The sequence below is a fragment of the Collimonas sp. genome (genome assembly GCF_035566375.1).
Taxonomy (GTDB): domain Bacteria; phylum Pseudomonadota; class Gammaproteobacteria; order Burkholderiales; family Burkholderiaceae_D; genus Collimonas.
The window spans coordinates 1-26,804 of the sequence record NZ_DATMRK010000001.1; the positions used below are offsets into that span (position 1 = coordinate 1).

A 26,804-nucleotide genomic window follows, 5' to 3' on the forward strand; every position below is an offset into this window, starting at 1 on the left:
CACCACGCCAGAGCTGGCAAAACCCCGTTGACCGGCAACCAGATTTTTTTGTTCGTCGTGGCTGTATGCCAGCAGCACGTTGTAACCGTCTTTATCCAGATCGCCGAAGCCTTTGGAGATGCCGACATTGAAACTCTTGCCGCCCGCTTTCGTCGGCGCATTGTAAGTGGCAGTGACGTCAGTTGAGGTTGAATTTTTCTTGAGAATGAAGTTGACAACACCGGCAATCGCGTCGGAACCGTACAGTGCGGAAGCGCCGTCGGTCAGGATTTCGACGCGCTCCACGGCTGCCAGCGGAATACTCGCCAGATTGACCGCGTAGTCGTTGTTGTTGATCGCCGATTTGGCCATCCGCCGTCCATTCAGCAGCACCAGGGTATAGCCCGAGCCCAGGCTATGGATCGAAGCTGTCTCAACGCCAGCGCCGCTACCGTTGACAGAATTCGACGAAGGAACGAAGCCCTGCATCGCAGGCAGAGCCTGAATCAGATCGGCAACGCTTTGGGCGCCGGTCTTTGCAATATCTTCCTTGGTGAGCGTCTGTACCGGCAGCGCTCCTTCTTTGGTAATCCGCTTGATGGATGAGCCAGTAATTTCGACTCGTTGCATTTGTTGCGGTCCATCGTCTGCCTTCGTCTCCTGTGCCTGCACCGAGTGAGCCAACAACCCCACCCCAACCACTACGCTGCCGGAAAACATCAGTCGTAGCAAATGCGGCAATCTTCTTTCTTTTATCATAACAACTCCCTATGGGTAAGTTTCAGAGTAGAAATTTACAGTTTTGTAAAAACCAAACAGATTTGTTAATCGCCTTCTGAGCGATGCCTCGGAAACCCTTGCGAAACTGAAAACAGGTTTCTTCCGCGGTCATGCTATTTCTTGCGGAGCCGTTCTCGAATGGCAATTTGTGATGCCACTTGAGAATATTTCCACAGACACACTAAGCAACAAACATGCCACAAAACATATCAACACTGAGACCATGCCTCTCCAAGTGAAACATCGGCAACTGCGCGCCAGCCTTGGAGGAGCGATCGCTCGGCGCTTAAATTACAGCAAGGAAATTATTTTTGGTAAGGGAAGAATGCAGGTGTAATCGGCAAGCAACAATTCGCCCTCGAAACAGTAACAAGAGTAAAAGTTGTGCCATTCGGAAATGATTTGGTGCATAGTATGGCCCCCGAGCGGGAGCCCGGGGCCTGATCGCTGACAGCTCGACAACAGTTGTCGTTTTGTATCAGTGCATGTCAACGAGTCATATCAACGAGTATCAACGCTTGGTTCTTCATTGATTTTGAATCGGTCGGCAAGATGGAACTCGCAACCGTAATGAAAATTAAGCGGGCAATTTTGAGGGCGCGCCCAAAATTGGGAATGGAAAATGCACCGAAAAGATCGTTCCGCCCGCGGCGCCAGGCTCGACAGTAATTCTGGCGCCATGATCTTTGGTGATGTCGCGCACAATCGCCAGGCCTAAGCCATTGCCGGCAACGCTATCGTCAAGACGATGGAAGCGGTTGAAAATCAACTCTTGCTCGGACGGCGCAATTCCCGGGCCGGAATCCTCCACCGCAAAGATGCCTCCGTCCTTGCCATGCTGCGAGCTGACGGTCACCCTGCCGCCGCGGGGAGAATAGCGGATCGCATTGTCGATCAGGTTGTCGATCAGATCACGCAGCAGGAAATGATCGCCCATCACCCGTGTCGGCTGCAGGTCGAAACCGAGGTCGATATTCTTCTTGTGCGCCTGTTCGACAAAATGCTGGATCGACTCCTCCACCAGCTTGTTGAGTTCGACCACCCGCAAGCGCTCTTTTTCGAACTTGGCCGGCTCGGCGCGCGCCAGCGTTAACAGCTGGTTGGTCTGGCGGATCATGCGCTCGGTGGAAGAAGTCATCAGCACGATCGAATGCGCGCTTTCCGGTTCGTCGACATGCTTCTGCAGCAGCCATTCGAGCTGGGTCCGGAAACCGGCCAGCGGCGTGCGTAACTGATGTGCAACATTGGCAAGAAAATTCTGCTGCGCCTTGGCATCCTGCTGCACCTTGTCGAGCAGGCCATTGATGGCTTTGACGACTGGACTGAGCTCGAACGGCACATGCCGTTCATCCAGCGCCGACAAATCATCGCCGCTGCGCGCGTTCAGATCCACCTTCATCTTCTTCAGCGGCAGCAAACCCTTGCTGACCGCCAGCCAGATGGTGGCAATCAGCAACAGCGCCAGCCCACCTTCCAGCAGCAGCAGCGCCAGGAAAATCTCCGAACGGATATGCGTGCGCTTGCGCAAGGTTTCGGCGACACCGATGAACACCGGCTGGTTGCCGATCATGGTTTTCAAGGCCACGATACGCACCGGCTCGCCCCGCATGAAACCGTCATAGGGCGTCGGATCGTTGAGCTGCTCACGCTGCGGCAGCACCGGAAAATCGGCGTCGCCCGCCAGCAGCTTACCTTGGCGGTCGCGCACCACCAGAAAAATCGCGTCGAAATGATCGACCCGCAATACCTGCTCGGCTTGCTTGGACAAATCGATTTCAACTTCTGCGCCCGCCTCATGCAAGCGCGGGATCATGGCCCAGCCGGCGTCCGCCAGGCTCTGGTCGAAGGCAATCTGGGCCGGAATCCAGGCTAGCCAGTAGGTCACGCCGGCGCCGACGACATTGACAATCAACAGCGGCACAATCAGCCACTTCAGCAGACTAATGCGAATGCTGGACATGCTCATGCCTCGATTTTTTCCAGCATGTAGCCAAAGCCGCGTATGGTCCGGATCTCAATCCCGGCGTCGGCAATTTTCAAGCGGATTCGCGATATGTAGACCTCAACCGCATTCAGGGTCAGTTCCGCGCCCCAGGGCAGAATCGCATCGATAATCTGCTGCCGGGATACCACGCGCGAAGCTTGCTGCAACAGATATTCCAGCACCGCCCACTCGCGCACCGACAGATCGACGGTCTTGCCATTGATTTTTGCGCGCCGCGACGAGGTATTCAGCGACAAGCCGCCCAGATGCATCTCCAGCGGTTGCGGCGCGCTACGGCGCAGCAGCGCGCGTACCCTGGCTACCAGCTCTTGCGTCGCGAACGGTTTCACCAGGTAATCATCGGCCCCCAGCTCCAGGCCGTAGACCCGGTCTTGCACTGAGTCGCGTGCGGTCAGCAACAGCACCGGGACGTGGCTGCCGCGCGCGCGCAGGCGGCGGATCACTTCAAAACCGTCGATACCGGGCAAACCGATGTCCAGCACCACCACCGAAATTTCCGTGCGTTGCAACAGTGCGTCGGCGTCGTTACCGTTCTGCACCACATCGACCACCATGCCGTGGCCTTTGAAGATGCGCAAAATGCCATCTGCCAGCACCGAATCGTCTTCTACCAAAAGAATATGCATTGCATCCTTCATCATTCCTGAAATCCGCCCCAAATCGGGGCTTGGCCGACTGGCCATCAGATATTGCTTTTATTGCAAAATCTTATGCATTCTTTATGAACAGCACTAATTTTAATCGGTCGCTGCTGCATGCAACGTGGTCCTGCGATAATAAACGCTTGACCTAGAGTGCACTCTAACTTCTAAACTTTATTCCATGGCCACTTCCATCACGATCCAACAAGCTGCGACAGCCACCGGACTCAGCATCCACACTTTGCGCTATTACGAAAAGATAGGTTTGATCGATCCTGTCCCGAGGCAAAGCAATCAACATCGCCTGTACCGCCAGGAAGACCTGCGCTGGATTGAATTCCTGCTCAGGTTGCGCGCTACAGGCATGTCGATACAACAGATGCTGCGTTATGCGGAATTGCGCAGATTGGGGGAACAACTTGGCAGTGTGTCTGAGCGCAAGGTATTGCTGGAACAGCATACGGAAGCGTTGCAAGCTGAACTGTTGGAGTTGCAGGACACCCTGGAGATGTTACGCGGCAAAGTTGCGTTTTATGCCAGCCTGGAACAAAAACTGAAAGTATCCGACTACACATAATTCATTTGGGGAATCGCATGGAACAAAGCATTTACGAAAGAGGTTTACAACGGCTCAAGGAAGTCGACGATATTGCCGGCGAAAAGGTGATCGACAGTCTGGCCGATATATCTCCCGACCTGGGGCGTTATGTCATCGAATTCGGTTTCGGCGAAATTTATTCCCGGCCTGGCCTAAGCTTGCAGCAACGTGAACTGGCGACAGTAGCGGCGCTGACCGCAATGGGTACCGCGCAGCCGCAATTGAAGGTGCATCTGGCAGCTGCCTTGAACGTCGGCCTGTCGCGTCAGGAAATCACCGAAACGATTATCCAGATGGCGCTGTATGCTGGCTTTCCTGCGGCATTGAACGGCATGTTTGCAGCGAAGGAAGTATTTGCTGAACACGATAAGCTGGCTCGCTCCGCTTGATCAGGACGGAGCCGCAGCACAGATTCCAGGCAACACTGCAGCAGATAGCGAGCCATGTGCGATTTTCAATACGGTTCCTGGAACGATAATCCGGGAAACATCTTGCATGTGAACACTCGATAAAGTGTCCGGTTGCCAGACGCTGCGGCCATGTTGGCGGCCCTCGCAGCACGCGCTGTCTTCTGCTGTGAATGAAGTCTAAGGGAGCTGCGCGGCGAGCAGGAAATACTGATTCGGGATACGGGTATAAGAAAAAACGATGGGGTGGCCTCCTTGGTGACGCCGCACCATCGTCAACCGCAGTCAAGCTGGCCGCGCCAGGATCTTTGCGTGCAGCCATTCACCGCTGCGGCACAACTCATCCGTCACTTCCAGCACCAGACGCTCGACCGCCGCTGCTGCCGTCGTCAGCGGGATATTCTTCGAAGAACATAGAGCCAGCGTGCGCGACATCTTTTCGCCGCTGATCGAGTATGCCGTCATCTCACCACGCTTGATCTCCGGCAGCAGCGGCGCTACCGGCAAGATAGTGGCGCCGATATCCGCCAGGATGGCCGATTTCATGATCGTCACCGAACTGATTTCGATCACGTTGCCGAGCGCCAGACCCGCGGCCCTGGCGACGCTCTCGATGCGCGGCCGCACGCCGTGCTGCATGCCGGGCAGTATCAGCCTGGCCTTGACAGCACGCGCGAAAGTCACCGAACGGCGGCTGGTCGCATACTGAGAACCGGTGCGCGTGATAAACATCATCTCTTCTTCTACCAGCGGTGTAGTGGCAAACGAAGTCAGCTGGCCGTCGTCGAACAATACCGCCAGGTTGATGCGCCCGGTCTTCAATTGTTCGATCAGATTGCCGGTCAGTTCTTCCGTCAATTGCAGCGAGATGTCCGGATATCTGGCGCGCATTGCCGTCAGCAAAGGCAAGGCCAGGATGCCGGAGGCGCTTTGCGGGATGCCGAGGGCGACGGTGCCGGCCGGCTTGTCGGTTGATTGAGCGACAGCCGATCTGGCGTCGATCACCTGTTTCAGGATCGCCTGTGCATGCTCATAAAAAATCTTGCCGGCGTCGGTGGCAATCACGCCCTGTGCGGAGCGATGCAATAGTTGCGCAGCCAGTTCATCTTCCAGTTGTTTGATCTGCTGCGTCAAGGCCGGCTGGGCGATATGCAAAACCCGCGCGGCGCGCGACAGCGAACCATGATCGACGATGGCGACAAAATAGCGCAGTTGACGCAATTCCATAAAACGCGGACCTCAAGATGTGTGAAGACGGTATTTAACAGCGCGGTATTTAACAGCGCGGCATTTAGCAGCGTGTTGCAGTGTAAACGACTTCCTCCTGCCGGAATGGCATCGCCTCGTAGCCATTCCGTTGCTGTGCGACTACAATGCATTTCAGCTAACCAGCCAGGCTGAAATCTTCAGCTGTCGTTTCTTACAACTAAACCAATAACAGGTAGAGAGACATGTCAGATAATTCAAGCGCAACCAGCACACCCGCCAGCAGCGCATTCGAAACCGCGACCTACGCCAAAGTAACCTGGCGCCTGCTGCCCATGCTATTCCTTTGCTATGTCGCCTCCTATCTGGATCGCGTGAATGTCGGCTTCGCCAAGCTGCAAATGCTCAACGACCTGAAGTTCAGCGAAACCGTCTACGGCCTGGGTGCAGGGATTTTCTTTCTCGGCTATTTCATCTTTGAAATACCCAGCAATATGATTCTGCACCGGGTCGGTGCCCGGCTCTGGATCGCCCGCATCATGATCACCTGGGGCATCGTCTCCGGCGCCATGATCTTTGTCGACAGCCCCACCACATTTTATGTGATGCGCTTTTTGCTTGGCGTTGCCGAAGCCGGCTTCTTCCCTGGCGTCATCCTGTATCTGACCTATTGGTACCCAGCCCATCGGCGCGGCAAGATGACCGCGCTATTCATGACCGGGGTGCCGATATCCGGCGTCATCGGCGGCCCGTTGTCTGGCTGGATCATGAAAGCCATGCCAGGCGTACATGGCCTGGCCGGCTGGCAATGGATGTTTATCCTGGAAGCGATTCCGTCCCTGCTGCTGGGCGTTGTCGTGATCTTTTATCTGCAAGACCGGATTCGCGGCGCCAACTGGCTGAGCGAGGCGGAAAAGCAATTGCTGGAATCGCAGATACAGGTTGAAAGCAGCCAGAAACACCAAGCTTCGCTGGGCCAGATGTTCGCCAACCCGCGCGTGTGGCTGATGGCGCTGATCTACTTTTGTTTCGTCATGGGCCTGTACGGCGTCAGCTTCTGGCTGCCGACCATCATCAAGACTACCGGCGTCACCGACACCTTCAACATCGGCCTGCTGACGGCGATTCCCTACGCTAGCGCAGCCATCGCCATGATCCTGATCGGCCACAGCGCCGACAAGCGGCGCGAACGGCGCTGGCATGTGGCGATTCCGGCGCTGCTAGGCAGCATCGGCCTGATCCTGAGCACTGTGTATGACCACAACACGCTGCTAGCCATGTCGGCACTGACTCTGGCGACCATAGGCATCATTACCGTATTGCCCTTGTTCTGGAGTTTGCCGACCGCGTTCCTCGGCGGTATGGCGGCGGCGGCCGGGATTGCGTTGATCAATTCGCTGGGCAATCTGGCCGGTTTCGTCAGCCCTTACCTGGTCGGCTGGCTGAAAGACCAGACCCACAGCACCAATAGCGGCATGTTTGTGCTGGCGGCGTCGCTGGTGCTCGGCGCTTTGCTGACGCTCTCGGTGCCGAAACATCTCGTGAACAAATAATTGCGGCAAGCAATCGCAGCAAAATAAGAAAACCGCAAAGTGCTTGCATTCAAAGTCGGCTTGGATAATAATTTAAATGAGAATCATTACTATTTAAATCACTCGATCAAGGAGTCGCCGATGAACCACAGTTCGCGCAATGCAGCAGATCCAAATTCGATCTCGGCCGAGGACTATCGTACGCCGCCAGAGCTCCTGATCTCGGCGGTGCTGCATCTGATCTCTCAATACAATATGCACAACCTGGCAAACGATGCCTGCGTACAGTCGGCCAGGACAATTGAGCGGCACTTGCGCACCCTGTCGGACTGGCCTGAACTGGCGCCGGTGCTGCGCGCCACTTGTCAGCAACTGTCAGAGCAATGGACCTCGATGATCGAGCGCGCCTTGCCGAAACAAAAGACTGAGCGTTCGGCATTTATCACGCGCCTGATTTCCGGCACTCGCGCCCTGTAGCGTAATGCGTAATGCTTCTTGTTTTAAGCGGGTTTCAGCAGGATTATGAAACCGCAAAAGTATTCCCCGGGAAGGGAGTAAATCCGTCTCTTGCCTGCTCTGAAATGGTTGTCGCCAACGACCTGCCCGTTGCTGACGATGGCCGCCAAGTTTCAGTTCGTGCATCTGACGGAGTGTGTGTCCTTATCGGCATTAGCCAACACTGTAACGGTCTCTCCTCCTGAAACAGTCGATAGCCAAGCCGTTTTTTTCCTTCAGAATCAGTGCAATCCTACGCTGCCGGGCGGTGTTGTCCTACAATGGAAAAGCCGCGGGCGACGTACCATCGAATCAAATGCAAGCTCATTCAACACTCAAAAAAAGGAGCGAATATGTTTACCACTCTGCACCTGACCCCCATCGTTTCGCTGATCGCCGGGGTATTGATTCTGGTGATTCCGCGCCTCTTGAACTACATCATCGCCTTGTATCTGATCGTCATCGGCTTGATTGGCTTGTTCGGCACGCGCTAGGGCGTTCCATGGCGAGATGCCAGATCAACACGGATTTATCGATATTTTGGGCCTTGCATCAAGCGGCGCTTGACAAGCCCTGACTTTATCTCTTACATTAAGTCCATGTTTTCCACCCGCATCCAATCCCGCTCTCTACCGCACATTGCCGGCGCCCTGCCAGCAATGCTGCTAGTGCCGCTACTAGCGCTATCGCTACTACGCGCACTATGATCTCGCCCCCGTTCTGACGGGGACTCCAGGCAACAGCGCCTGACAAAGAAATCAACGGTAGTAAAACTGAGATTCGTGAATGAATCTCGATTTTAAAGAGCAAGATTCCATGTACTCCAAGCCACTCCGCAATACCTGCACTACTTTCTTCCGCTACAGCAACGCGTTCGCCGTCAAGCGTCTGCTGGCCTTGCCACTGCTACTGCTACTGCTATCGCTAGCGATCGGTTGCCTGGCCTCGCGTTAATTTCCGAGTGGCAGTCAGGCTAGCTTCCAGCCACCGCAAAATCCCGTTTGGTTTTTTTTCAGCACAATCACTAGCTCCCAGAGAGGCTTACCATGATGTTGCACAACCCCGCTGTCAAGTATCGCCCGTTCCCGCCGATTCCATTGAGTGATCGCACCTGGCCCAATCAAATTATCAGCGCTCCGCCGATCTGGATGAGCACCGATTTACGCGATGGCAATCAAGCCTTGATCGAACCCATGGACGCCGATCGCAAGCTGCGTTTCTTCAAGTTGCTGGTGAAGATCGGACTCAAGGAAATCGAAGTAGGTTTCCCGTCCGGCTCGCAAACCGATTTCGATTTTGTCCGCAAACTGATCGAAGAAAACCACATTCCGGACGACGTCACCATCATCGTCTTGACCCAATCGCGCGAAGACCTGATCCGCCGCACCGTCGATTCGCTCAAGAATGCCAAGCAAGCCATCGTCCACCTGTATAACCCGATCGCTCCGGCCTGGCGCCGTATTGTGTTCGACAAGAGCCGCGAAGAGGTCAAGGAAATCGCCGTTTCAGGTACGCGCCTGATCAAGGAATTGACCGACGCCCGCCCGGAAACCCAATGGCGCTACGAATATTCGCCGGAAACCTTCAGCATGGCCGAGCTGGATTTCTCGAAAGAAGTCTGCGACGCCGTGGTCGAAGCCTGGCAAGCCAGCCCGACGCGCAAAGTCATCCTCAATTTGCCGACCACGGTCGAATGCAGCACACCGAATGTATTTGCCGACCAGATCGAATGGATGCACCGCAACCTGGCCCGGCGCGACGCCGCTATCATCAGCGTCCATCCGCACAACGACCGCGGCACCGGCGTCGCCGCCGCCGAGCTGGCTGTGATGGCCGGCGCTGACCGAGTCGAGGGCTGTTTGTTCGGCAATGGCGAGCGCACCGGCAACGTCGATCTGGTGACCTTGGCTTTGAACCTGTACACCCAGGGCGTCAATCCGGGGCTTGATTTTTCCGACATCGACGAAGTGCGTCAATGCGTCGAAGACTGCAACCAGATTCCGGTCCACCCGCGCCATCCGTATGTCGGCGACCTGGTATTTACCGCGTTCTCCGGTTCGCATCAGGATGCGATCAAGAAAGGCTTCGCCGCGCAAAAAGCCGACGCTATCTGGGAAATCCCTTACTTGCCTATCGATCCCGCCGATCTCGGCCGCAGTTACGATGCCGTGATCCGCGTCAACAGCCAGTCCGGCAAAGGCGGCATGGCTTATCTGCTGGAACAGGAATACGGCTTGGCCATGCCGCGCCGCCTGCAAATCGAGTTCAGCCGTGCGATCCAGAAAGCGGCCGATGCGACCGGTAAGGAAATTGCCGCCAGCGACATCTACAGCATCTTCAAGCAAGAGTATCTGGACAAACAAACGCCGTATGTATATCGCGGCCACCGCATGAGCGAAGATTCGAGCCAGGCGCAAGCGGTCAAGATCGAAATCGATATCATGCGCGACGGCCAGGTCCAAACTTCCAGCGGCCACGGCAACGGCCCGATCGACGCTTTCGTCAATGCGCTGGGCCTGGATATCAAGCTGATGGATTTCCATGAACACGCGATCAGCGCCGGCGCCGATGCACAAGCCGCCAGTTACATAGAACTGCGCCTCAACGACGCCCCCACCGGTTTCGGCGTCGGCATCGACGCCAATACCTTGACAGCATCGTTCAAGGCGATATTGAGCGCGGTGAACCGCCAAATTGAAATTGCCGGCAACGCGGCCAATCAGGAAATCGTCAGCAGCGTTGCAGCGGCCTAGTTTTATTTGATTGTCGTGGCAATCCCACGGCAATCACTTTGCAATAGCCTGGGTATTATCGTACTGCAGGCTTGCATCAGGGTTGCAGGATGCCAGTTACAAGCTGGTTCCTGCGCACTACTAGCGACACTGTTTTATCTCGAGCTGCTCGGCATTGCTTCCATTCGCTTCCACAGCATCATGGCCTGCCATCGATTGGTATAGCGCCTTCCAAGAAAATCATTCCCGGCATGATTCTCAATACATCATGTAGCAAATATGTTGAGCTGCCCGTAGACTAAATTGCCCCAACCGAGGCATAGTCATGCATCATTTCCAGGGCCATCCAAGATAGAAAAATGACAATGCGAAATACTGATGCGACACAACAAACGACATCGTATTAAAGCCATTGGCTGGCTACGTGCCGCGGTCCTCGGGGCTAATGACGGCATCATATCGACTGCAAGTCTCATTCTTGGCGTGGCCTCAGCTCATGCCGCACACGGACACATCCTGCTCACAGGCGTTACCGGACTGGTTGCTGGCGCCATGTCGATGGCAACAGGAGAATATGTCTCGGTACACTCACAGGCCGACACGGAAAAAGCGGCCTTGGCTGAAGAGAGCGCCGAACTCAAAGAAGATTTCCAAAGCGAGCACCGGGAGTTGACTGCGATCTATGTGCGTCGTGGTCTCGATCTGCCGCTTGCAAAACAGGTGGCCGAACAGTTGATGGCCCACGATGCACTAGGCGCTCACGCCCGTGATGAATTAGGCATTTCTCAAACCACCAGAGCGCGGCCCTTGCAAGCGGCATTCGCTTCTGCCTGCAGCTTTATCACGGGCGCCGCCTTGCCGCTGATCGTTGCCGCAATTGCCCCGCACGCGCAACTTATTCCTGCGGTGGCCATTGCGGCATTGTTATCTCTGGCCTTTTTAGGCGGCCTGGCGGCAAAAGCCGGTGGCGCGAAAATTTTCCCTAGCGTGATGCGCATAACCTTCTGGAGTGTCTTGGCGATGGCGGTAACATCAGGCATCGGCGCTCTGTTTGGCGTTGCCGCATAAATAATCTGATAGTGATAACGACACCAACCCCGCTCCAATTTGAAGCGGCAGATCTTAACGGTACAATACCTGACGTTTACGCGGTCGTAACAGGAGGAACCAGATACGTAAAATTCTAGCCGGACGCTGCTGCCCATCCGCCTTGTCAGTACCATAACGATGTTTCATATTTTTCTCGAAAAAATGCAAACCATAAAAACCCCTGTGTACTCCGCGCCAGCGAAAGTTTTTCACTGGTTGACCGTGCTTCTACTTGCAATCCAGTACTCTATCGGTTGGTTGATGCCTGACATAGGCCGCGATACTCAGCCAATCGGTTTGATCAGTTGGCACCTGTCAATCGGTGCGTTGATCGTACTGCTGGTTCTGCTACGGTTGCTATGGCGCTGGACGCACCCTGCACCCCCAGTGCCGCAAATGCTGTCGCCGCTGTTGAATATGATTGCACGAACTACCCACTGGCTGCTTTACTTTCTGTTGATTGCATTTCCTTTAATGGGATGGGCCAATGCATCGTCGCGTGGCTGGTCTGTATCGTTGTTCGGCGTAGTACCGTTGCCGCCGCTGTCATCAAAGGGCTCGCAACTCGGCCATACACTTGGCGATATGCACCAACTGTTTGTGTGGGTACTAATCGCCGTAGTCGCATTGCATGTTGCGGCCGCGCTGTATCACCACTTCATCGTCAAAGACGACACTATGCGGCGCATGCTGCCTGGGGGTTAGCGCTCCCCGCCGGATCAGGAATTACCCTCGACATCCGCGCAAGCGAATCTCGACGCCCTAAATTGTTTAGCAAGAAATTCTTCTTGAGCCAGGTACCAGCATGTCCGCCAACTATCTACCAAAAGTACGGGATCAGTATGAATCCCTGCCTTACCCGCCTTGCAATCCGCAAGACGAAAAAAAACGATTGATAAAAACATGGCTGGAAAGCCTGCCGATGATCAACCACTATTGTTTTTCAGGAAAACAATCGTTTAAGAATCACTTTCGAGTCTTGGTAGCAGGTGGCGGAACTGGGGACGCAACAATTTATCTGGCCGAACAATTGCGCGACACCGACGCTGAAATCGTGCATGTGGATTTGAGCCAGGCGAGCATAGCGATTGCCCGAGAGCGGGCAGATATAAGGGGGCTGAAAAATATCACCTGGATCCAGGATTCACTGTTGAACCTGCCCGAACTTCAATTGGGCAAGTTCGATTACATCAACTGCAGCGGCGTCCTGCACCATCTTGAAAATCCCGATGCCGGCTTGAAGATGCTGCGTGCAGTGCTCAAAGACACTGGAGCCATGGGCATCATGGTGTATGCCACCCATGGCCGAACCGGCATCTACCAGATGCAAGAGTTGATGCGTTTAGTCAATCGCGATGAATCCGACGCAAACGCCAAGATCGACAATACGAAAGAGATTTTAAACACCTTGCCTGCTTCGAATTGGTTCAGGCGTGGCGAGGAACTGCACCATGACCATAAACTAGGCGATGCCGGCATCTACGATCTGTTGTTGCACTCTCAAGACAGAGCGTACACAGTGGGAGAATTGTTTGACTGGATCCAGGATACGCATGGTCTTCACCTGGAGCTTACAGACGTTGGACGAGGACGCTCACCTTACCTCCCACATATGGTCTTAGGCAAAAAGCCGCCAAAGAATCTAGAGATTATCAAGAAGCAAGCACTCCGCAGGCAATATGAAATGGGCGAGCTGCTGATTGGTAACGTCATCACCCATTCATTTTATGTTACCCGATCGGAAGCTTGCAAAGCGCCATACGGCGACGCCGATTATGTTCCGTTTTTCTTTCACGAACCTTTAACCGGCCCGCTGCTGGCCCAGATATTTAGCACAAACAAGGGGCGCCCTTTCGCTCTTAACCATCAGCACTCAGGAGTTGGGCTGACGGTAAACCCCGGAAAATATGGCGCAAAAATCTTGCGTCACATCGACGGCAAGAACACCTTCCAACAGATCTTCGACAGCATCAGGGCAGAACCGGAATTTAGCCACGCAGCGCCGAGCAATCAGGATTTTTTCGCCGATTTCTTTGAGTCGTTCGACACGCTGAATGCATTGGAGCGACTGTTACTGCGGCACGTAAGCGGTTGATCAAGACTGCAACGAAAGAACATAAAATACTCTCAACCACTTCGTCTCAATCTAGGAGCCTGCCGTTTGCCCACTCCAACCTGGCAAATGCGAAGCTGCCTGACTGTGCGCAAGCTGCATCGCTTCCGCCAAGGCTTGGCTCTGCTGGTTCCTAATCATCTTGGCTGAAATACGGCGACGAAAAAAATCCGCCCACAAAAATTCGGAAAACGGCTGCTGATCTTTCGGGAAACCTCCCGCCTGCCGGACCTCGCCTGCGAGGCTTCGATAGGGATCATCGACCAATTCAGTGATTTTTTTGGGTATTGCGTCGAAGCCGCATCGTTGACCCTTGGCGTCGTAAGGATGCACCCATTGATTGTGATCCATTACCACCCAAAATTCATCGATATTCAGTGCACTCAAATCTTTGAGCATGATCAGCTTTACGGTTTTTATGTCTTCTTCAATCAGAGATAAACCCAAGTGATGATGATCAACGATGTAATAGCGATCTTTGGGGCCAAGTACGCCGGGAAAACAATGGTTTTCCATATAGGCTTTGCGATATTCCGCTTCAAGATTTTTCCAATATAGGCGTTTCTGCTCTACCTCGGCCATTCCTACCGTGATTTGTGTGGGACGAAGTGATTTCAGATCTACCTCAATCAAATGCGAGTGATGTGCGTGCATAAATTTTCCTCTTCAAGTAAGGTCAAAATGACAGTGCAAAATCAAATTGCAATCTGCCGCCCGATCAAAATCACGCTATCCTTCGGTAGCCGGAAGTAATCGCTGACGTGCATGGAATTCCGCTCCATCAGCGCAAAAGTACTCCCCTGCCACTCCGCCAATCCTTGCCCATCTTCGCGTGGGACAACTTCAATATGGCCGACGTAATATACGGCATCATCAAAATCCAGGCTGTGATTTTGTAAACAAGCTTTTTTCAACACAGCCGGAATATCCGGCCTCTCCATAAAGCCAAACCTTGCTTTTGCACGCCAATAATTAGGCTGAACCTCGGTTATTGTCAAACGTTCCGATTCATCAATCCAAGGTATCGATTCAGTAATGGCGTTCACGACAAACAGGTTTTCGTGCAAAGCCCGATTATGTTTTACATCCCATATCATGACGGGCGGCGTAGCGCTGTCGGTCCTGGACAAGAACACAGCGGTGCCTGGCACGCGGGGAATATTGCGTGACTTTAGCGATGCCATGAATTCATCCAGCGGAACCGCCTGTTGATCCAGGTTTTGCAAGACGGCGCTGGAGCCGCGATGCCATATCAGCATCGTTCCAAAGACCAGCGACGCCAGTAACAGCGGAACGTAGCCGCCGTCTGCAACCTTAGTCAGATTAGCCAGGAAAAAGGCTGTATCGACGCAGATGAATGCTCCTGCAACAACGCCGCTCCTGAATAAACCCCAGCCCCAGATTTCGCGCATGGCGATGAACAGCAATCCGGAAGTGAGCAACATGGTGGCCGCGACTGCAATGCCGTATGCGGAAGCCAGATTGTCGGATTTTCGGAAAGTCAAGACAAGACCGACCGTAACAATCATCAGCAGCCAGTTAACAATGCCGACATATATCTGGCCGTATCCCTCCTCCGAGGTTTGCTTGATGCGCAAACGTGGCAGCCAGCCGAGCTGGATTGCTTGCCGGGTCATCGAAAATGCGCCGGTAATGATCGATTGGCTGGCGATAATGGTAGCGACTGTGGCCAGCACGACAAATGGAATCACCAAGAAATCCGGGCATAAGCGGAAGAAGATATTGTCGGTGGTCGGAGTGCCCTCAAGGACCATGGCGGTCTGGCCGGCATAATTAAGCAACAAGCTGGGCAGCACCACCCCCGACCAGGCGAAGCGGATCGGGCGTGAGCCAAAATGCCCCATGTCTGCATACAGTGCTTCTGCTCCGGTCACACAAAGGAAAACACCGCCCAAGATGAGAAAGCTTGTATAGCTGTTCGAGAACAGGTAGCGCAAGCCATACAGCGGATTCAAAGCCGCCAGCACGGCTGGATGGCGGGTAATCCCTATAACACCCAGCACCGCCATGGCAACGAACCATAACAGCATGATGGGGCCAAAGGTTTTACCAATACGCGCGGTACCGAGCGGTTGAATCGCGAATAATGCGATGAGTATCGCCACCGCCGCAGGCACTATATAAGGCTCAACTGCTGGCGTCGCAATCTTCAGCCCTTCCAGCGCAGAGAGTACCGAAATAGCAGGTGTGATCGCGCCGTCGCCATAGATTAATGCAGCGCCGAATAAACCAAGGGCCACGATAAGTGGCCGCTGGTGTTTTTTGATGCCGAGCAGGGACATCAACGCAAGAATACCGCCCTCGCCATCGTTATCGATACTCATGGCGAATATGACATATTTCACCGAAGTGATCATAATCAGCGTCCAGACGATGAGCGACAGTACGCCGAGCACGACATCATGAGTGGGCGCCCCGCCCGTCATGCCCAGCACAGTCTTAAGCGTATATAAGGGGCTGGTGCCGATATCGCCAAAAACAATGCCCAATGCGGACAACCCTAATGCCGATACGCCGGAGCGACGAATCGAATTGCTGGATGCAGGCACGGATGGTTGGTTCATAGCGCTAAATTTTTCCAATAAAATGAAAAGCATTACGTAGCATTGAGGACTATTCACAGTGCAAACGCACTCTATCATTTGATCAGACAGAGCTGACGCTGCGCGGCATCTTCCAAATGCAAAAACCCCGCCTTCGCAAAAAGACGGGGTTCATCAACAGTCTGCGCGCTACCAAGTAGCGGGTTTCTATTCAAATCTAACCAATCAAGCCATTGCCACTGCGCTAGTCAGATCGCCGATACGTGTGCGCGCTGCGGCAAAGCCCGCCTCTTTCGCTTCGGGACCGTAGTTCAGGCCATCGGCGCGAACCACTTCGATCTCGGTGATTCCGATAAAACCGAACACCAGTTTCAGGTAGTCTTCATGGGCGACGCCGGTAGGGCCGCCTGCATGTTTGCCGCCGGTGGTCGAGACGATCACGACGCGTTTACCCTTGGCCAGACCTTCCGGACCTTTTTCGCTATAGCGGAAAGTAACGCCGGCAACACAAATCTGATCGATCCAGGCTTTGAGCTGGGTCGGCACGGTGAAGTTGTACATGGGCGCGCCCAGTACGATCACGTCGGCCGCCAGGAATTCGTTGAGAATCGCTTCGTTCAGTTCCACTTCGAGCTTTTGCGACAGATTGCGTTTTTCCTCTGGCGTGCCCTTGGCTGCAAAGGTGGCGCCGCTCAAATGGGCGGTGACGTCTTTGCTGAGGTCGCGGTAAGTCAGTTCAAGATCGGAATCCGCCGCTTGCAGCGTTGCCACCACTTCACGGGTCAGTTGGCGCGAAGCCGAAGCGTCGCCGAGGATGCTGGAATCAATATGTAAGAGTTTCATGATATATGCCGTTCGATTAAATTAAGAGTGGGTCAAAATCTATAGCGATCCGTATATCCCGATGCCAAAAGAGTTTGATTTACCTGGTTCTCAGAACCATTGAACGCATCCTACCCGCGCATCTAAAATAGAACTAGATAGCAAAAACAAGATATATTGTTCCACATACAGAACAGTGGACAACCATCATGCAAGATCTGAACGACCTATATTTTTTCGCCAACGTAGTGCAGGAAGGCGGTTTCACGGCCGCCGGGCGCAGCCTGGGCATCCCCAAATCGCGCTTGTCCAGACGCATCTCCGAACTGGAAAGTCGCCTGGGCGCTCGCTTGCTACAACGCAACACACGTGGCATCGCCTTGACCGACCTCGGCAATCGCTACTACCAACATTGCCAGGTCGTGATTGCTGCGGCAGAGGCGGCTGAGCTGGCGGTTACCAGCTCATTGGCTGAGCCAAGCGGCACGGTACGGGTAGCTTGCGTGGTGCCGATTGCGCAATCTGAAGTGGCCACAGCACTGCCGGCGTTTCTGGAACGCTACCCGAAAGTGAATATCGATTTACTGTTCACCAACCGCCGCGTCAATCTGCTGGAAGAAGGAGTGGACGTCGCGGTACGGGTAAGAGCCACCGATGACGAAGATCCCAATCTGGCAACCCGGCGGCTGCGTGCCGCCTCCGCCGTGCTGGTGGCGACGCCGGAACTGATGTCCAGATATCCGCTTCCGCAGCATCCGCGCGACTTGGCGAAACTGCCCTTCCTGGGCGCCGCCGAACGCGATCGCCGGGTCCATCTTTTGCTCGACGGTCCGAATAAAGAACGCTACGAACTGGTGGCGGAACCGAGATTGGCGGTGGAAGATTTTGCGCTACGCAAACGGGCGGCGCTGCGCAGCCTGGGTTTAACCATGCTGCCGGCCGATTATTGTGTCGAAGAGTTAGAACAAGCTGCGCTTATCCGTGTCTTGCCGAACTGGACCATGCCTGCCGGCCATGTGCAAGTGGTCTATCCGACCCAGAGAGGTTTATTACCGGCCGTGCGCGTGTTTGTGGATTTCCTGATCGAACATTTAAGCACGCAGCAGACCGCTGCTGATGCTGGTCCGCGCTGACTCAAGATGATTCAAGTTGACTCAAGAACGCGCCAGGCGAATCCCGCTGAACTGCCAGCGTGCAGTTGCCGGAAAAAAATTGCGATAACTCAGGCGCGCGTGGCCGTCAGGCGTGGCAGATGAAGAACCGCGCAATACATACTGATTCACCATGAATTTGCCGTTGTATTCGCCCACCGCTCCCGGCAGCGCGCCATACCCTGGATATGGCGCATAACTGCTGCTGGTCCATTGCCAGGCCACGCCAAAATAGTCTGCTCCGTGATCCGCTCCTGGCTCTTTTCCTTGACTGGCTGCCGCACACTCCCATTCCGCCTCGCTAGGCAAGCGCGCACCAGCCCAGCGCGCATAAGCCTCCGCTTCGAAAAAGGAAAGGTGGCTGACTGCCTCATGCAAGGCCAGCGGCTGCAGGCCGTACAAGGTAAATTCGCGCCAGGCAGAGTCGAACTGCGCATGCGCAGTTTGCCAATAGAGCGGCCGCGTCAATTTTTGCTGTTGCACCCACTCCCAGCCGGCCGCCAGCCACAATAGAGAATTCCGGTAGCCGCCGTCCTCGACAAAAGCCAGGTATTCACCGTTGCTGACCAGCCGCGACGCCATGGAAAAGGGTTCGACAAACTGGCGATGACGCGGCGTTTCGTTATCGAAGAAAAATCCCTGCCCGGCATGCCCGATCTCGACAATGCCAGCCTCGAATGACTGCCATTGCAAAGCTGCGGCTGTAGCTGCAGCGGCCCTATCGCTCGCTTCCGCCGCCGCATTGGATGGAAAATAGGGAGGAAGCAAAGGATTCATGGCCAGCAAATGCTTGATATCGGTCAGCAATAATTCCTGATGCTGCTGCTCATGCTGCATGCCAAGCTCGACCAGTTCAGACACCTGCTGCGCCTGCTCCGGCGCCAGCGTTTGCCCTAGCAAAGCCAGCAGCCGTTGATCGACATTCTGCCGATAGGCTTGCACTTCGGCCAGCGAGGGTCGGGTTATCAGGCCGCGTTGCGCGCGCGGGTGCTGCTCGCCGACTCCCTCATAATAAGAATTGAACAGAATCCGGAAGGCAGGATGGAAGGGCTGGAAGTTGGTTTCAAACCGTTCCAGAATGAAGGTTTCAAAAAACCAGGTGGTATGCGCCAGATGCCACTTCGCCGGGCTGGCGTCAGGCATCGATTGCACGCAGCAATCTTCCGTCGACAGCGGCTGCACCAGCTTGCCGGTCTGATCGCGGATCGTGGAAAAATTTTTTGCCAGCTTGTGCATCGCGCTCCTGTCTGTGTATTTTTTCTTAGGCCGCCTGGGCATGGCAAACCATGAACCAGTTGTGCGGATCAAACCAGGTCTGCACTTTGCCGAATCCGGCTTGTTGCAGCATGTCGATAAATCCTTGCCGGGTGTATTTATAACTGCTTTCGGTATGGATGCTCTCGCCCCGCGCAAAACACCGCATGCCGCCGTGCCGCCAATGGACGGCGAGCTCATGCCTGGCTTCCAGATGCATTTCTATGCGATGTTGCTGGCTATTGTAGAAAGCCCGATGACGCCAGTCACGCGGATCGAAATCGGCATCCAGCAAACGATTCAGATGATGCAGAAGATTCAGGTTGAATGCTGCGGTGACGCCCAGTGAATCATCGTAGGCGGCATCCAGGATCGCCTTGTCCTTGACCAGATCGACCCCGATCAGCAGGCCGCCGCTATCGCTGCCGCCCGCGATAGCTTTGCGGATCCGCCGCAGGAACATCAGTGCCTCCAGCGGCGCGAAATTACCTATCGACGATCCCGGATAAAAAAACTGCCGGCCATCCAGCTCCAGCGCCGCCGGCAGTTCCAGTTCGGCAGAAAAATCCATGCCAAGGCAAGTCATCTCAATCTGCGGGAACTGCTGCTGTAGCGCGCTCACCGCTTCCGTCAGGAACTGCACCGAGATATCGATCGCCACATATTGCCTGGGTTGCAGGCTCGGGAACAGCCCGGCCGCCTTGCTGCAATTGCCAGCCCCCAGATCGATCAGAATCGCATCGGGTCCGACGGCGTCGGCAATCTGCTGCGCATGCAGCGCGAATATGGCAGCTTCGGTGCGGGTCGGATAATACTCAGGCAGCTCGCAGATGGCTGCAAACAAGCGTGAACCGAGAACGTCGTAGAGATATTTAGGTGAGGTATGTGCGTGCGCTGCCAGCAGGCCGGCCGCCAGTTGCTGTTGAACCTCATCCTGTGCCAGGCAGTTTTGCGCCACTTGCGGCAATTGAGCCAAAGGATTCTCCTGGGATGCAATTATTAAAATTACGCATTCGACTACGGGAATTCAAGTTCGCTCCATCGAGATCCTGCGCTATCGCGCAACATCCACTACACTAGCAAGCTGCTTTCAGAGCTAAGCACGCTGTACAAAGTATATCGATATTCTATTAAGGGTTGAAGTTCCCGTTCAAGAGAATGCGCACTTAGCCCGCACTTAACCGATCCGTAGCCGATCTCTTTACCGATTGCAATACAAATGCATGAAATATTGGCACAAACACATTTCCCCGCTGGGTCTTTTCCTTGTATCAGCGTTGCCAGACGCAAGCTTGCTGTAAATTGCGTGACCCACCATTGCTTACCAACATGACAATCAACACTTCCAAAGAACCTCAAAAACGCAGCCTGGGTACGCTCATCGGACTGCTTCCCTTCCTAGCCCCGTATAAACGGCAGTTTGTGATGGCCGGCCTGGCCCTGCTGGTGGCAGCCGGGGCTACTCTGGCGATTCCCTATGCGTTCCGGCAAATGATCGACCTCGGCTTCAGCACCGGCGGTATCCAGGGCGCCAATCATATCGACCTGTATTTCCTGGCCTTGTTCGGCGTCGCCTGTGTGTTGGGTGTGGCCACCGCAGCCCGCTTCTACATGGTGTCCTGGCTTGGCGAGCGGGTCACGGCCGATCTGCGTAGCGCGGTCTATTCACACGTTGTGATACAGAGCCCGCAGTTCTTTGAAACCACCAAGACCGGAGAAGTGCTGTCGCGCATCACCACCGACACCACCTTGATCCAGGCGCTGGTCGGCACCAGTATTTCAATGGCCCTGCGCAACGCCCTGCTGTTCACCGGCGGCATGATCATGTTGTTCATCACCAGCGCCAAGCTGAGCGCGATCATCCTGGTCATGCTGGCGCTGGTGGTGCTGCCGATAGTCTGGTACGGCCGCCGCGTACGCAAGCTGTCGCGCGCATCGCAGGACCGGGTCGCCGATGCTTCGGCGATGGCTGGCGAGATCCTGAATGCGATGCCGACCGTGCAGGCCTTCACCCACGAGCATATTGAAGCGCAGCGTTTCGATATCTCGATTGAAAACGCTTTCGGCACAGCGATGGAACGCATACGTGCGCGTTCTCTGCTGACCATGATGGCGATCCTGCTGGTGTTCGGCGCCATCGTGTTTGTACTCTGGCTGGGCGCCCACGCCGTGGTCCAGGGCCGCATGAGCGGTGGCGAGCTCGGCCAGTTTATCTTGTACGCTGCCTTGCTGGCCGGCTCCATCGGCGCCCTGGCCGAAGTCATGGGCGACGCCCAGCGCGCCGCCGGCGCTACCGAGCGGCTGCTGGAATTATTGGCGGCGCAGTCGCCGGTGCAATCCGTGCTGCTGCCGGATACGCTGCCGCCGCGCACCGCCCAAGGCGCTGCACTGACCATGGAAAACATCAGTTTCCGCTATCCGTCACGACCGGAAAATGCCGCGCTGTCCGCTATCTCGCTAGACGTCCGGCCGGGTGAAACCGTTGCCCTGGTCGGCCCTTCGGGCGCCGGCAAAACCACCCTGTTCCAGCTGCTGCTGCGCTTCTACGATCCGCAACACGGCAGCATCAAGCTCGATGGCGTCGATATCAAATACCTTGAGCTGCATACCCTGCGCAACGCCATCGGCATCGTGCCGCAAGAGACCATCATTTTCTCAGCCAATGCGATGGAAAACATCCGTTACGGCAGGGTCGGCGCCAGCGACGCAGAAGTCATCGCTGCGGCAAAAATGGCGGCCGCCCACGAATTCATCGAGCGCCTGCCTGAGGGCTACCAGGCCTTCCTCGGCGAACGCGGCGTGCGTCTATCCGGCGGCCAGCGGCAGCGGATTGCGATTGCCCGTGCGCTGTTGAAAAACCCGCCGCTGTTGCTGCTGGACGAAGCCACCAGCGCGCTCGACGCCGAATCTGAACGTGCGGTACAGGGCGCGTTGGAAGCAGCGATGATCGGCCGCACCACCCTGGTCATCGCCCATCGCCTGGCCACCGTGCAGCGCGCCGACCGCATCATCGTGCTGGAACACGGGCATATAGTCGAAACCGGTACGCATACCGAACTGGTTGCGCAAAACGGCTTGTACGCAAGCCTGGCGGCGTTACAGTTCAACGGCCTGGTCGACGCATAAGCCGACGCATAAGCAAACTCACAGGATAACCATATGAGCTTTTTATTTTCTCCACTGAAGTTACGCAGTGTGACGTTGGCGAACCGGATTGCCGTCGCCCCGATGTGCCAATACTCGGCGCAAGACGGCTTCGCCAATGACTGGCATCTGGTGCATCTTGGCAGTCGCGCAGTCGGCGGCGCCGGCCTGATTATCTTCGAAGCCAGCGCGGTGCTGCCGCAGGGCCGGATTTCGCCGCAGGATCTCGGCATCTGGAAAGATGAACATATCGCGCCGCTACGCCGCATCACCCACTTTATCGAGCAACAGGGTGTGGTGGCCGGCATCCAGCTGGCGCATGCCGGCCGCAAGGCTAGTGTCTGGCGTCCTTGGGAAGAACAGCAGGGCCGTGTCGATCCTGACCAGGGCGGCTGGCAAACCGACGGGCCGTCGGCAATTCCGTTTGACGCCAGCTATACCACGCCCAACGCGCTCACCATCGATGGCATCCACGCCATCGTCAAGGCGTTTGCCGATGCCGCGGTGCGCGCTGAGCAAGCCGGTTTCAAGCTGGTCGAGATCCACGCTGCGCATGGTTATCTGCTGCATCAGTTCCTGTCGCCGATCAGCAATCACCGCACCGACCAATATGGCGGCTCGTTTGAAAATCGCGTACGGCTGACGCTGGAGGTGGTAGCTGCGGTGCGCCAGGTCTGGCCGGAACAACTGCCATTGCTGGTGCGCCTGTCGGCTACCGACTGGATCGACGGCGGTTGGAATGCCGATGAAACCGTGGCCTTGAGCCGCCTGTTGCGCGACGCCGGGGTTGACTTGATCGACGTCTCCAGCGGCGGCAATATCGCTGCCGCCACTATCCCGGTGGGGCCCGGCTATCAGACCCAGTTCGCAGCCAGAGTCAAGCATGAAGCAGGCATCGCCAGCGGCACCGTCGGCATGATTACCGATCCCGGCCAGGCCGAGCACGTGCTGCGCACCGAACAAGCCGATCTGGTGCTGATGGCGCGTGAACTTTTGCGCGATCCTTACTGGCCGCTGCACGCTGCCGACGCCCTGCACGATGTGACCTCATGGCCGCCGCAATACATGCGTGCAACTTCGCGCAAATCGCCGCAGCGACCGAGCATCGAGTACGGCGAAAATTGAAGTAAAGCTTGAAATAACAGCAGGGATAAGGATACAGCGAGGATTCAACGAGGATTCACAGCAAGGATTCAGCGCCGGGTCCGCCTCTGTAAGCCATCGCAGGATTTACAGGGCGGGCTGACTCTGTTTTTTTCCCGATTTGCCCAGATCGGCCGACACCTCGGCAATCAGGCGCCGCAGCCACACCACATCCGGCGCCACGTGTGAGCGCGCATGCCACAGCATGTAAAAACGCATCTTCGGCATGTCGAACGGCAACGTAAACATGCCGATCGGCCAATCCTCGACAATCCGCTCGGCAAACTGCCGGCCGGTGGTAAAAATCAAATCCGATTTCGCCAGCACATGCGGCACCAGCGCGAAATACGGGATCGTCACCTGCACGTTACGCTTCAAACCTTGCTCGGCCAGAGCGGCGTCGATGCCGCTGCGATGTCCTTCGATATAAGGTGTCGGCGCCAGATGCGGCATTTCCAGATAATATTTCAGGGTCAGGCCCTTCTTGGCTACCGGGTGGTCGCGATGCATCATGCACACCACATCGTCATCGAATAATTGCGCCAGATGCAGATGCTCGGGCGGATCAGGCCAGTTGCCGATCACTAGGTCAAAGCGGCCATTTTCCAGTGCGTTGGCGTAATCCAGATTGGCGTCCAGCGCATGCACCATCAGGCTGGCGCCGGGCGCGCGCCGGCGCAACTGCTCGATGATGGATGGGATCAGCAACATGTTCAGGTAATCCGGCGTGGCAATATGAAATACCCGCGCCGTGCTATCGGCTTCAAAGGCCGCGACCGGCGCCGCGATTCTCTCGATGACTTCCAATCCCTGCTTCGCCAGCGCCAGCAATTCCTGCCCGCGTTCGGTAGGCACCATGCCGGTCTTGCCACGCACCAGGATGGCGTCGCCGGTCAGCTCACGCAAGCGCTTGAGCGTATTGCTGATGGTCGGCTGCGATTGTCCCAGCTTGATGGCGGTGCGCGACACACTTTTTTCTACCAGCAAAGTGTGCAAAACGCGTAGCAAGTAGGTATCGAGATGGTGGTTGGTACGGGATGTCATGGGCGGCGCTAAAGTTGAAATGGGGATGCGAACGTTCAGACAAGAAAATTGCACAATAAACCTCACTAGCATAACGGATATGCATAAGCGTGGGTAGCCGTCGCAAAAGCATGACAGGCGTGACCTCAGGTATCGAATCGGCATGGCTCTGATATTGCACGGAAGCAAAATCCAGCCAATTAGACGACTGGTCTAATTTGAGCTAGAATAGACAAATCATGAGAGCAAAATACGACACCACCAAGCGCCATATCCTGGACGCCGGACAAAAAATCATTGCTGTCAAAGGATTCTCCGGCGTCGGACTCAGTGAGATATTGAGTGCGGCGGCAATACCCAAAGGTTCCTTCTATCACTACTTCGGATCGAAGGAACAATACGGCCGGGAGTTGATGCAGCAGTATGTCGACGACTACCAGCAGGCGCTGGAACAAGTCCTGCAAATTGCAGTAAAGCCGGCGCAGGAGCCGGCCCGCGAACGGTTGCTGCGTTACTGGAGCCATTGGCGCGATACGCAATCCGGCGCAGAAGCGATGGACAAATGCCTGGTGGTCAAGCTCAGCGCCGAGGTCGCCGATTTATCGGACGACATGCGCCGGGTGTTGTGCGAAGGCACACGACAAGTGATGGCCAGGCTGGCCGATTGCATCGCCGAAGGAATAGCCGACGGCTCTCTGCGGCTCGAACTGGAACCGCAAGAAACCGCGCAAATGCTTTACCAGTTGTGGTTGGGAGCCAGCCTGCTCGCCAAACTCCAGCGTGATCGCAGTCCTCTCGAGAGCGCCATGTGCATCACTTTAAATGTCCTGACACCACCTGCATCAAGCTAAGGCGCGCTACAAGTTCGCACATTATTTTTACCGCTCGACTCATCGAGCGCTCTACTTCCCAAGGAACCCGTATGCTGAATTTTGAATTCTACAATCCTACCAAAATCGTCTTTGGCCGCGACACCATCGCCAAACTGGACCAGCTGGTGCCCCACAACGCGCGTGTGCTGATACTATACGGCGGCTCCAGCGCCCAGAAGACCGGCACCCTGGCCGAAGTCAAGGCCGCGCTCGGCAAACGCGAAATCCATGAATTCGCCGGCATCGAACCCAATCCGAGTTATGAAACACTGATGCAGGCCGTGGCGCAAGTGCGCGCCGAGAAAATCGACTTCCTGCTGGCGGTGGGCGGCGGCTCGGTGATCGACGGCACCAAGTTTGTCGCTGCTGCGGCAAATTTCGATGGCGAGCCGTGGGACATCGCAGTCAAGCGCGGCGCCAACATCCGCAGCGCCCTGCCCTTCGGCAGCGTGCTGACCTTGCCGGCAACCGGTTCAGAAATGAATAACGGCGGCGTCGTTACCCGCAAATCGATACAAGCCAAGCTGGCGTTCCACAGCCCGCTGGTATTTCCGCAATTTTCGATTCTCGATCCGAGCAAGACCTTCACCCTGCCGCCACGCCAGATCGCCAACGGCGTGGTCGATGCTTTTGTCCACACCGTCGAGCAATACCTGACCTATCCGGTGCAAGGCCAGGTGCAAGATCGTTTTGCCGAAGGGCTGCTGCTGACTCTGATCGAAACCGGACCACGCGTGCTGGCCGAGCCGGACGACTACGACGCCCGCGCCAACCTGATGTGGGTAGCCACCCTGGCGCTCAACGGCCTGATCGGCGCCGGCGTGCCGCAAGACTGGGCCACCCATATGCTGGGCCATGAATTGACCGCGCAATACGATATCGATCATGCCCGTACCCTGGCCATCGTGCTGCCGTCGTTGCTATCGGTCCGGCGCGAAAGCAAACGCGCCAAACTGCTGCAATACGCCGAGCGCGTCTGGCAAATCACCGAGGGTGACGAAGATGCACGCATCGACCTCGCGATCGAGCGCACTCGTGATTTCTTCGAAAGCCTGGGTATCAAGACCCGACTGTCCGACTACGAGCTGGGCCAGGCAGCGGTCGAAACAGTACTGGTGCAACTCGAACAGCACGGCATGACCAGGCTCGGCGAACACCAGGACCACACGCTCGCGGTCAGCCGCAAGATCCTCGAAGCGGCGCTATGAGATCGACGCTTAACTGATTCTGCACGCGCCGGCAAAACAGCGCCGG

26 protein-coding genes are annotated in these 26,804 nt (G+C 55.7%); 16 read left to right on the top strand and 10 right to left on the bottom strand.

The window, feature by feature from the left end; all coding sequences use genetic code 11:
• On the bottom strand, positions 1-738 hold a 738-nt coding region (locus VNZ60_RS00005; RefSeq protein ID WP_325655936.1), incomplete at its 3' end, for a TonB-dependent receptor plug domain-containing protein.
• A 172-nt stretch (positions 739-910) separates the two neighbouring features.
• Here VNZ60_RS00005 and VNZ60_RS00010 point away from each other — a divergent pair.
• Positions 911-1,096, top strand: a complete 186-nt coding sequence (locus VNZ60_RS00010) for a hypothetical protein (RefSeq protein WP_325655938.1) — start codon at positions 911-913, stop codon at positions 1,094-1,096.
• 240 nt (positions 1,097-1,336) lie between these two features.
• Here VNZ60_RS00010 and VNZ60_RS00015 read toward each other — a convergent pair whose 3' ends face one another.
• Complete coding sequence (locus tag VNZ60_RS00015; RefSeq protein WP_325655940.1) at positions 1,337-2,719, bottom strand: sensor histidine kinase; 1,383 nt, start codon at positions 2,717-2,719, stop codon at positions 1,337-1,339.
• 2 nt (positions 2,720-2,721) lie between these two features.
• Positions 2,722-3,390 (bottom strand): response regulator transcription factor, encoded by a 669-nt coding sequence (locus tag VNZ60_RS00020; RefSeq protein WP_325655942.1) that lies wholly within the window; start codon positions 3,388-3,390, stop codon positions 2,722-2,724.
• Positions 3,391-3,586: 196 nt separating this feature from the next.
• Between VNZ60_RS00020 and VNZ60_RS00025 the strand changes: the two genes are divergently transcribed.
• Together VNZ60_RS00025 and VNZ60_RS00030 are read left to right on the top strand one after the other, a co-directional pair.
• A complete protein-coding gene (locus tag VNZ60_RS00025; RefSeq protein ID WP_325655944.1) occupies positions 3,587-3,982 on the top strand; it encodes a MerR family transcriptional regulator in 396 nt (131 codons plus the stop codon).
• Between the two features lie 17 nt (positions 3,983-3,999).
• Complete coding sequence (locus tag VNZ60_RS00030) at positions 4,000-4,392, top strand: carboxymuconolactone decarboxylase family protein (RefSeq protein ID WP_325655946.1); 393 nt, start codon at positions 4,000-4,002, stop codon at positions 4,390-4,392.
• Between the two features lie 303 nt (positions 4,393-4,695).
• On the opposite strand, the gene VNZ60_RS00035 is transcribed toward VNZ60_RS00030, so the two are convergent.
• Positions 4,696-5,637, bottom strand: a complete 942-nt coding sequence (locus VNZ60_RS00035; RefSeq protein WP_325655948.1) for a LysR substrate-binding domain-containing protein — start codon at positions 5,635-5,637, stop codon at positions 4,696-4,698.
• Between the two features lie 224 nt (positions 5,638-5,861).
• Here VNZ60_RS00035 and VNZ60_RS00040 point away from each other — a divergent pair, with 224 nt between their 5' ends.
• The 8 genes from VNZ60_RS00040 (at position 5,862) to VNZ60_RS00075 (ending at position 13,559) form a co-directional block, all read left to right on the top strand.
• On the top strand, positions 5,862-7,169 hold the full coding sequence (locus tag VNZ60_RS00040) for an MFS transporter (RefSeq protein ID WP_325655950.1): 1,308 nt from the start codon (positions 5,862-5,864) through the stop codon (positions 7,167-7,169).
• A 120-nt stretch (positions 7,170-7,289) separates the two neighbouring features.
• Complete coding sequence (locus VNZ60_RS00045; RefSeq protein ID WP_325655951.1) at positions 7,290-7,625, top strand: hypothetical protein; 336 nt, start codon at positions 7,290-7,292, stop codon at positions 7,623-7,625.
• Between the two features lie 371 nt (positions 7,626-7,996).
• A complete protein-coding gene (locus VNZ60_RS00050) occupies positions 7,997-8,137 on the top strand; it encodes a DUF3096 domain-containing protein (RefSeq protein WP_325655953.1) in 141 nt (46 codons plus the stop codon).
• A 292-nt stretch (positions 8,138-8,429) separates the two neighbouring features.
• The gene (locus tag VNZ60_RS00055) at positions 8,430-8,597 is read left to right on the top strand and encodes a hypothetical protein (RefSeq protein ID WP_325655955.1); all 168 of its coding nucleotides are present in this window, start codon (positions 8,430-8,432) and stop codon (positions 8,595-8,597) included.
• Positions 8,598-8,689: 92 nt separating this feature from the next.
• A complete protein-coding gene (leuA, locus tag VNZ60_RS00060) occupies positions 8,690-10,396 on the top strand; it encodes a 2-isopropylmalate synthase (protein WP_325655957.1) in 1,707 nt (568 codons plus the stop codon).
• 357 nt (positions 10,397-10,753) lie between these two features.
• Entirely contained in the window at positions 10,754-11,443 is a 690-nt protein-coding gene (locus VNZ60_RS00065; protein ID WP_414648741.1) for a VIT1/CCC1 transporter family protein, read from the top strand.
• 159 nt (positions 11,444-11,602) lie between these two features.
• Positions 11,603-12,169 (top strand): cytochrome b, encoded by a 567-nt coding sequence (locus tag VNZ60_RS00070; RefSeq protein ID WP_325655959.1) that lies wholly within the window; start codon positions 11,603-11,605, stop codon positions 12,167-12,169.
• Between the two features lie 100 nt (positions 12,170-12,269).
• On the top strand, positions 12,270-13,559 hold the full coding sequence (locus VNZ60_RS00075) for a class I SAM-dependent methyltransferase (protein ID WP_325655961.1): 1,290 nt from the start codon (positions 12,270-12,272) through the stop codon (positions 13,557-13,559).
• A 51-nt stretch (positions 13,560-13,610) separates the two neighbouring features.
• Here VNZ60_RS00075 and VNZ60_RS00080 read toward each other — a convergent pair whose 3' ends face one another.
• The 3 genes from VNZ60_RS00080 to VNZ60_RS00090 form a co-directional block, all read right to left on the bottom strand.
• The gene (locus VNZ60_RS00080; protein WP_325655963.1) at positions 13,611-14,231 is read right to left on the bottom strand and encodes a ParB-like protein; all 621 of its coding nucleotides are present in this window, start codon (positions 14,229-14,231) and stop codon (positions 13,611-13,613) included.
• 41 nt (positions 14,232-14,272) lie between these two features.
• Complete coding sequence (locus tag VNZ60_RS00085) at positions 14,273-16,162, bottom strand: potassium transporter Kup (protein ID WP_325655964.1); 1,890 nt, start codon at positions 16,160-16,162, stop codon at positions 14,273-14,275.
• A 204-nt stretch (positions 16,163-16,366) separates the two neighbouring features.
• A complete protein-coding gene (locus VNZ60_RS00090; protein ID WP_325655966.1) occupies positions 16,367-16,984 on the bottom strand; it encodes an FMN-dependent NADH-azoreductase in 618 nt (205 codons plus the stop codon).
• A gap of 188 nt (positions 16,985-17,172) precedes the next feature.
• Between VNZ60_RS00090 and VNZ60_RS00095 the strand changes: the two genes are divergently transcribed.
• Positions 17,173-18,096, top strand: a complete 924-nt coding sequence (locus VNZ60_RS00095; protein ID WP_325655968.1) for a LysR substrate-binding domain-containing protein — start codon at positions 17,173-17,175, stop codon at positions 18,094-18,096.
• 21 nt (positions 18,097-18,117) lie between these two features.
• On the opposite strand, the gene egtB is transcribed toward VNZ60_RS00095, so the two are convergent.
• Both egtB and egtD read right to left on the bottom strand, forming a co-directional pair.
• Complete coding sequence (gene egtB / locus VNZ60_RS00100; RefSeq protein ID WP_325655970.1) at positions 18,118-19,350, bottom strand: ergothioneine biosynthesis protein EgtB; 1,233 nt, start codon at positions 19,348-19,350, stop codon at positions 18,118-18,120.
• A gap of 25 nt (positions 19,351-19,375) precedes the next feature.
• Positions 19,376-20,344, bottom strand: a complete 969-nt coding sequence (egtD, locus tag VNZ60_RS00105; RefSeq protein WP_325655972.1) for an L-histidine N(alpha)-methyltransferase — start codon at positions 20,342-20,344, stop codon at positions 19,376-19,378.
• A gap of 353 nt (positions 20,345-20,697) precedes the next feature.
• Between egtD and VNZ60_RS00110 the strand changes: the two genes are divergently transcribed.
• Both VNZ60_RS00110 and VNZ60_RS00115 read left to right on the top strand, forming a co-directional pair.
• Positions 20,698-22,494: an ABC transporter transmembrane domain-containing protein gene (locus tag VNZ60_RS00110; RefSeq protein WP_325655974.1), complete on the top strand. Its 1,797-nt coding sequence runs from the start codon at positions 20,698-20,700 to the stop codon at positions 22,492-22,494.
• Positions 22,495-22,527: 33 nt separating this feature from the next.
• Positions 22,528-23,637, top strand: a complete 1,110-nt coding sequence (locus VNZ60_RS00115) for an NADH:flavin oxidoreductase/NADH oxidase (RefSeq protein ID WP_325655976.1) — start codon at positions 22,528-22,530, stop codon at positions 23,635-23,637.
• Positions 23,638-23,742: 105 nt separating this feature from the next.
• On the opposite strand, the gene VNZ60_RS00120 is transcribed toward VNZ60_RS00115, so the two are convergent.
• Positions 23,743-24,699, bottom strand: a complete 957-nt coding sequence (locus tag VNZ60_RS00120) for a LysR family transcriptional regulator (RefSeq protein WP_325655978.1) — start codon at positions 24,697-24,699, stop codon at positions 23,743-23,745.
• A gap of 218 nt (positions 24,700-24,917) precedes the next feature.
• Between VNZ60_RS00120 and VNZ60_RS00125 the strand changes: the two genes are divergently transcribed.
• Both VNZ60_RS00125 and VNZ60_RS00130 read left to right on the top strand, forming a co-directional pair.
• The gene (locus tag VNZ60_RS00125; protein WP_325655980.1) at positions 24,918-25,529 is read left to right on the top strand and encodes a TetR/AcrR family transcriptional regulator; all 612 of its coding nucleotides are present in this window, start codon (positions 24,918-24,920) and stop codon (positions 25,527-25,529) included.
• A gap of 71 nt (positions 25,530-25,600) precedes the next feature.
• Complete coding sequence (locus VNZ60_RS00130; protein ID WP_325655982.1) at positions 25,601-26,758, top strand: iron-containing alcohol dehydrogenase; 1,158 nt, start codon at positions 25,601-25,603, stop codon at positions 26,756-26,758.
• Positions 26,759-26,804: the final 46 nt, after the last annotated feature.

Bases quoted from the DNA above. Each gene is read 5' to 3' on its own strand.
- VNZ60_RS00010 (WP_325655938.1), top strand. From the start codon at position 911: ATGCCACTTGAGAATATTTCCACAGACACACTAAGCAACAAACATGCC.
- VNZ60_RS00015 (WP_325655940.1), bottom strand. From the start codon at position 2,719: ATGTCCAGCATTCGCATTAGTCTGCTGAAGTGGCTGATTGTGCCGCTG.
- VNZ60_RS00020 (WP_325655942.1), bottom strand. From the start codon at position 3,390: ATGCATATTCTTTTGGTAGAAGACGATTCGGTGCTGGCAGATGGCATT.
- VNZ60_RS00025 (WP_325655944.1), top strand. From the start codon at position 3,587: ATGGCCACTTCCATCACGATCCAACAAGCTGCGACAGCCACCGGACTC.
- VNZ60_RS00030 (WP_325655946.1), top strand. From the start codon at position 4,000: ATGGAACAAAGCATTTACGAAAGAGGTTTACAACGGCTCAAGGAAGTC.
- VNZ60_RS00035 (WP_325655948.1), bottom strand. From the start codon at position 5,637: ATGGAATTGCGTCAACTGCGCTATTTTGTCGCCATCGTCGATCATGGT.
- VNZ60_RS00040 (WP_325655950.1), top strand. From the start codon at position 5,862: ATGTCAGATAATTCAAGCGCAACCAGCACACCCGCCAGCAGCGCATTC.
- VNZ60_RS00045 (WP_325655951.1), top strand. From the start codon at position 7,290: ATGAACCACAGTTCGCGCAATGCAGCAGATCCAAATTCGATCTCGGCC.
- VNZ60_RS00050 (WP_325655953.1), top strand. From the start codon at position 7,997: ATGTTTACCACTCTGCACCTGACCCCCATCGTTTCGCTGATCGCCGGG.
- VNZ60_RS00055 (WP_325655955.1), top strand. From the start codon at position 8,430: ATGAATCTCGATTTTAAAGAGCAAGATTCCATGTACTCCAAGCCACTC.
- leuA (WP_325655957.1), top strand. From the start codon at position 8,690: ATGATGTTGCACAACCCCGCTGTCAAGTATCGCCCGTTCCCGCCGATT.
- VNZ60_RS00065 (WP_414648741.1), top strand. From the start codon at position 10,754: ATGCGACACAACAAACGACATCGTATTAAAGCCATTGGCTGGCTACGT.
- VNZ60_RS00070 (WP_325655959.1), top strand. From the start codon at position 11,603: ATGTTTCATATTTTTCTCGAAAAAATGCAAACCATAAAAACCCCTGTG.
- VNZ60_RS00075 (WP_325655961.1), top strand. From the start codon at position 12,270: ATGTCCGCCAACTATCTACCAAAAGTACGGGATCAGTATGAATCCCTG.
- VNZ60_RS00080 (WP_325655963.1), bottom strand. From the start codon at position 14,231: ATGCACGCACATCACTCGCATTTGATTGAGGTAGATCTGAAATCACTT.
- VNZ60_RS00085 (WP_325655964.1), bottom strand. From the start codon at position 16,162: ATGAACCAACCATCCGTGCCTGCATCCAGCAATTCGATTCGTCGCTCC.
- VNZ60_RS00090 (WP_325655966.1), bottom strand. From the start codon at position 16,984: ATGAAACTCTTACATATTGATTCCAGCATCCTCGGCGACGCTTCGGCT.
- VNZ60_RS00095 (WP_325655968.1), top strand. From the start codon at position 17,173: ATGCAAGATCTGAACGACCTATATTTTTTCGCCAACGTAGTGCAGGAA.
- egtB (WP_325655970.1), bottom strand. From the start codon at position 19,350: ATGCACAAGCTGGCAAAAAATTTTTCCACGATCCGCGATCAGACCGGC.
- VNZ60_RS00110 (WP_325655974.1), top strand. From the start codon at position 20,698: ATGACAATCAACACTTCCAAAGAACCTCAAAAACGCAGCCTGGGTACG.
- VNZ60_RS00115 (WP_325655976.1), top strand. From the start codon at position 22,528: ATGAGCTTTTTATTTTCTCCACTGAAGTTACGCAGTGTGACGTTGGCG.
- VNZ60_RS00120 (WP_325655978.1), bottom strand. From the start codon at position 24,699: ATGACATCCCGTACCAACCACCATCTCGATACCTACTTGCTACGCGTT.
- VNZ60_RS00125 (WP_325655980.1), top strand. From the start codon at position 24,918: ATGAGAGCAAAATACGACACCACCAAGCGCCATATCCTGGACGCCGGA.
- VNZ60_RS00130 (WP_325655982.1), top strand. From the start codon at position 25,601: ATGCTGAATTTTGAATTCTACAATCCTACCAAAATCGTCTTTGGCCGC.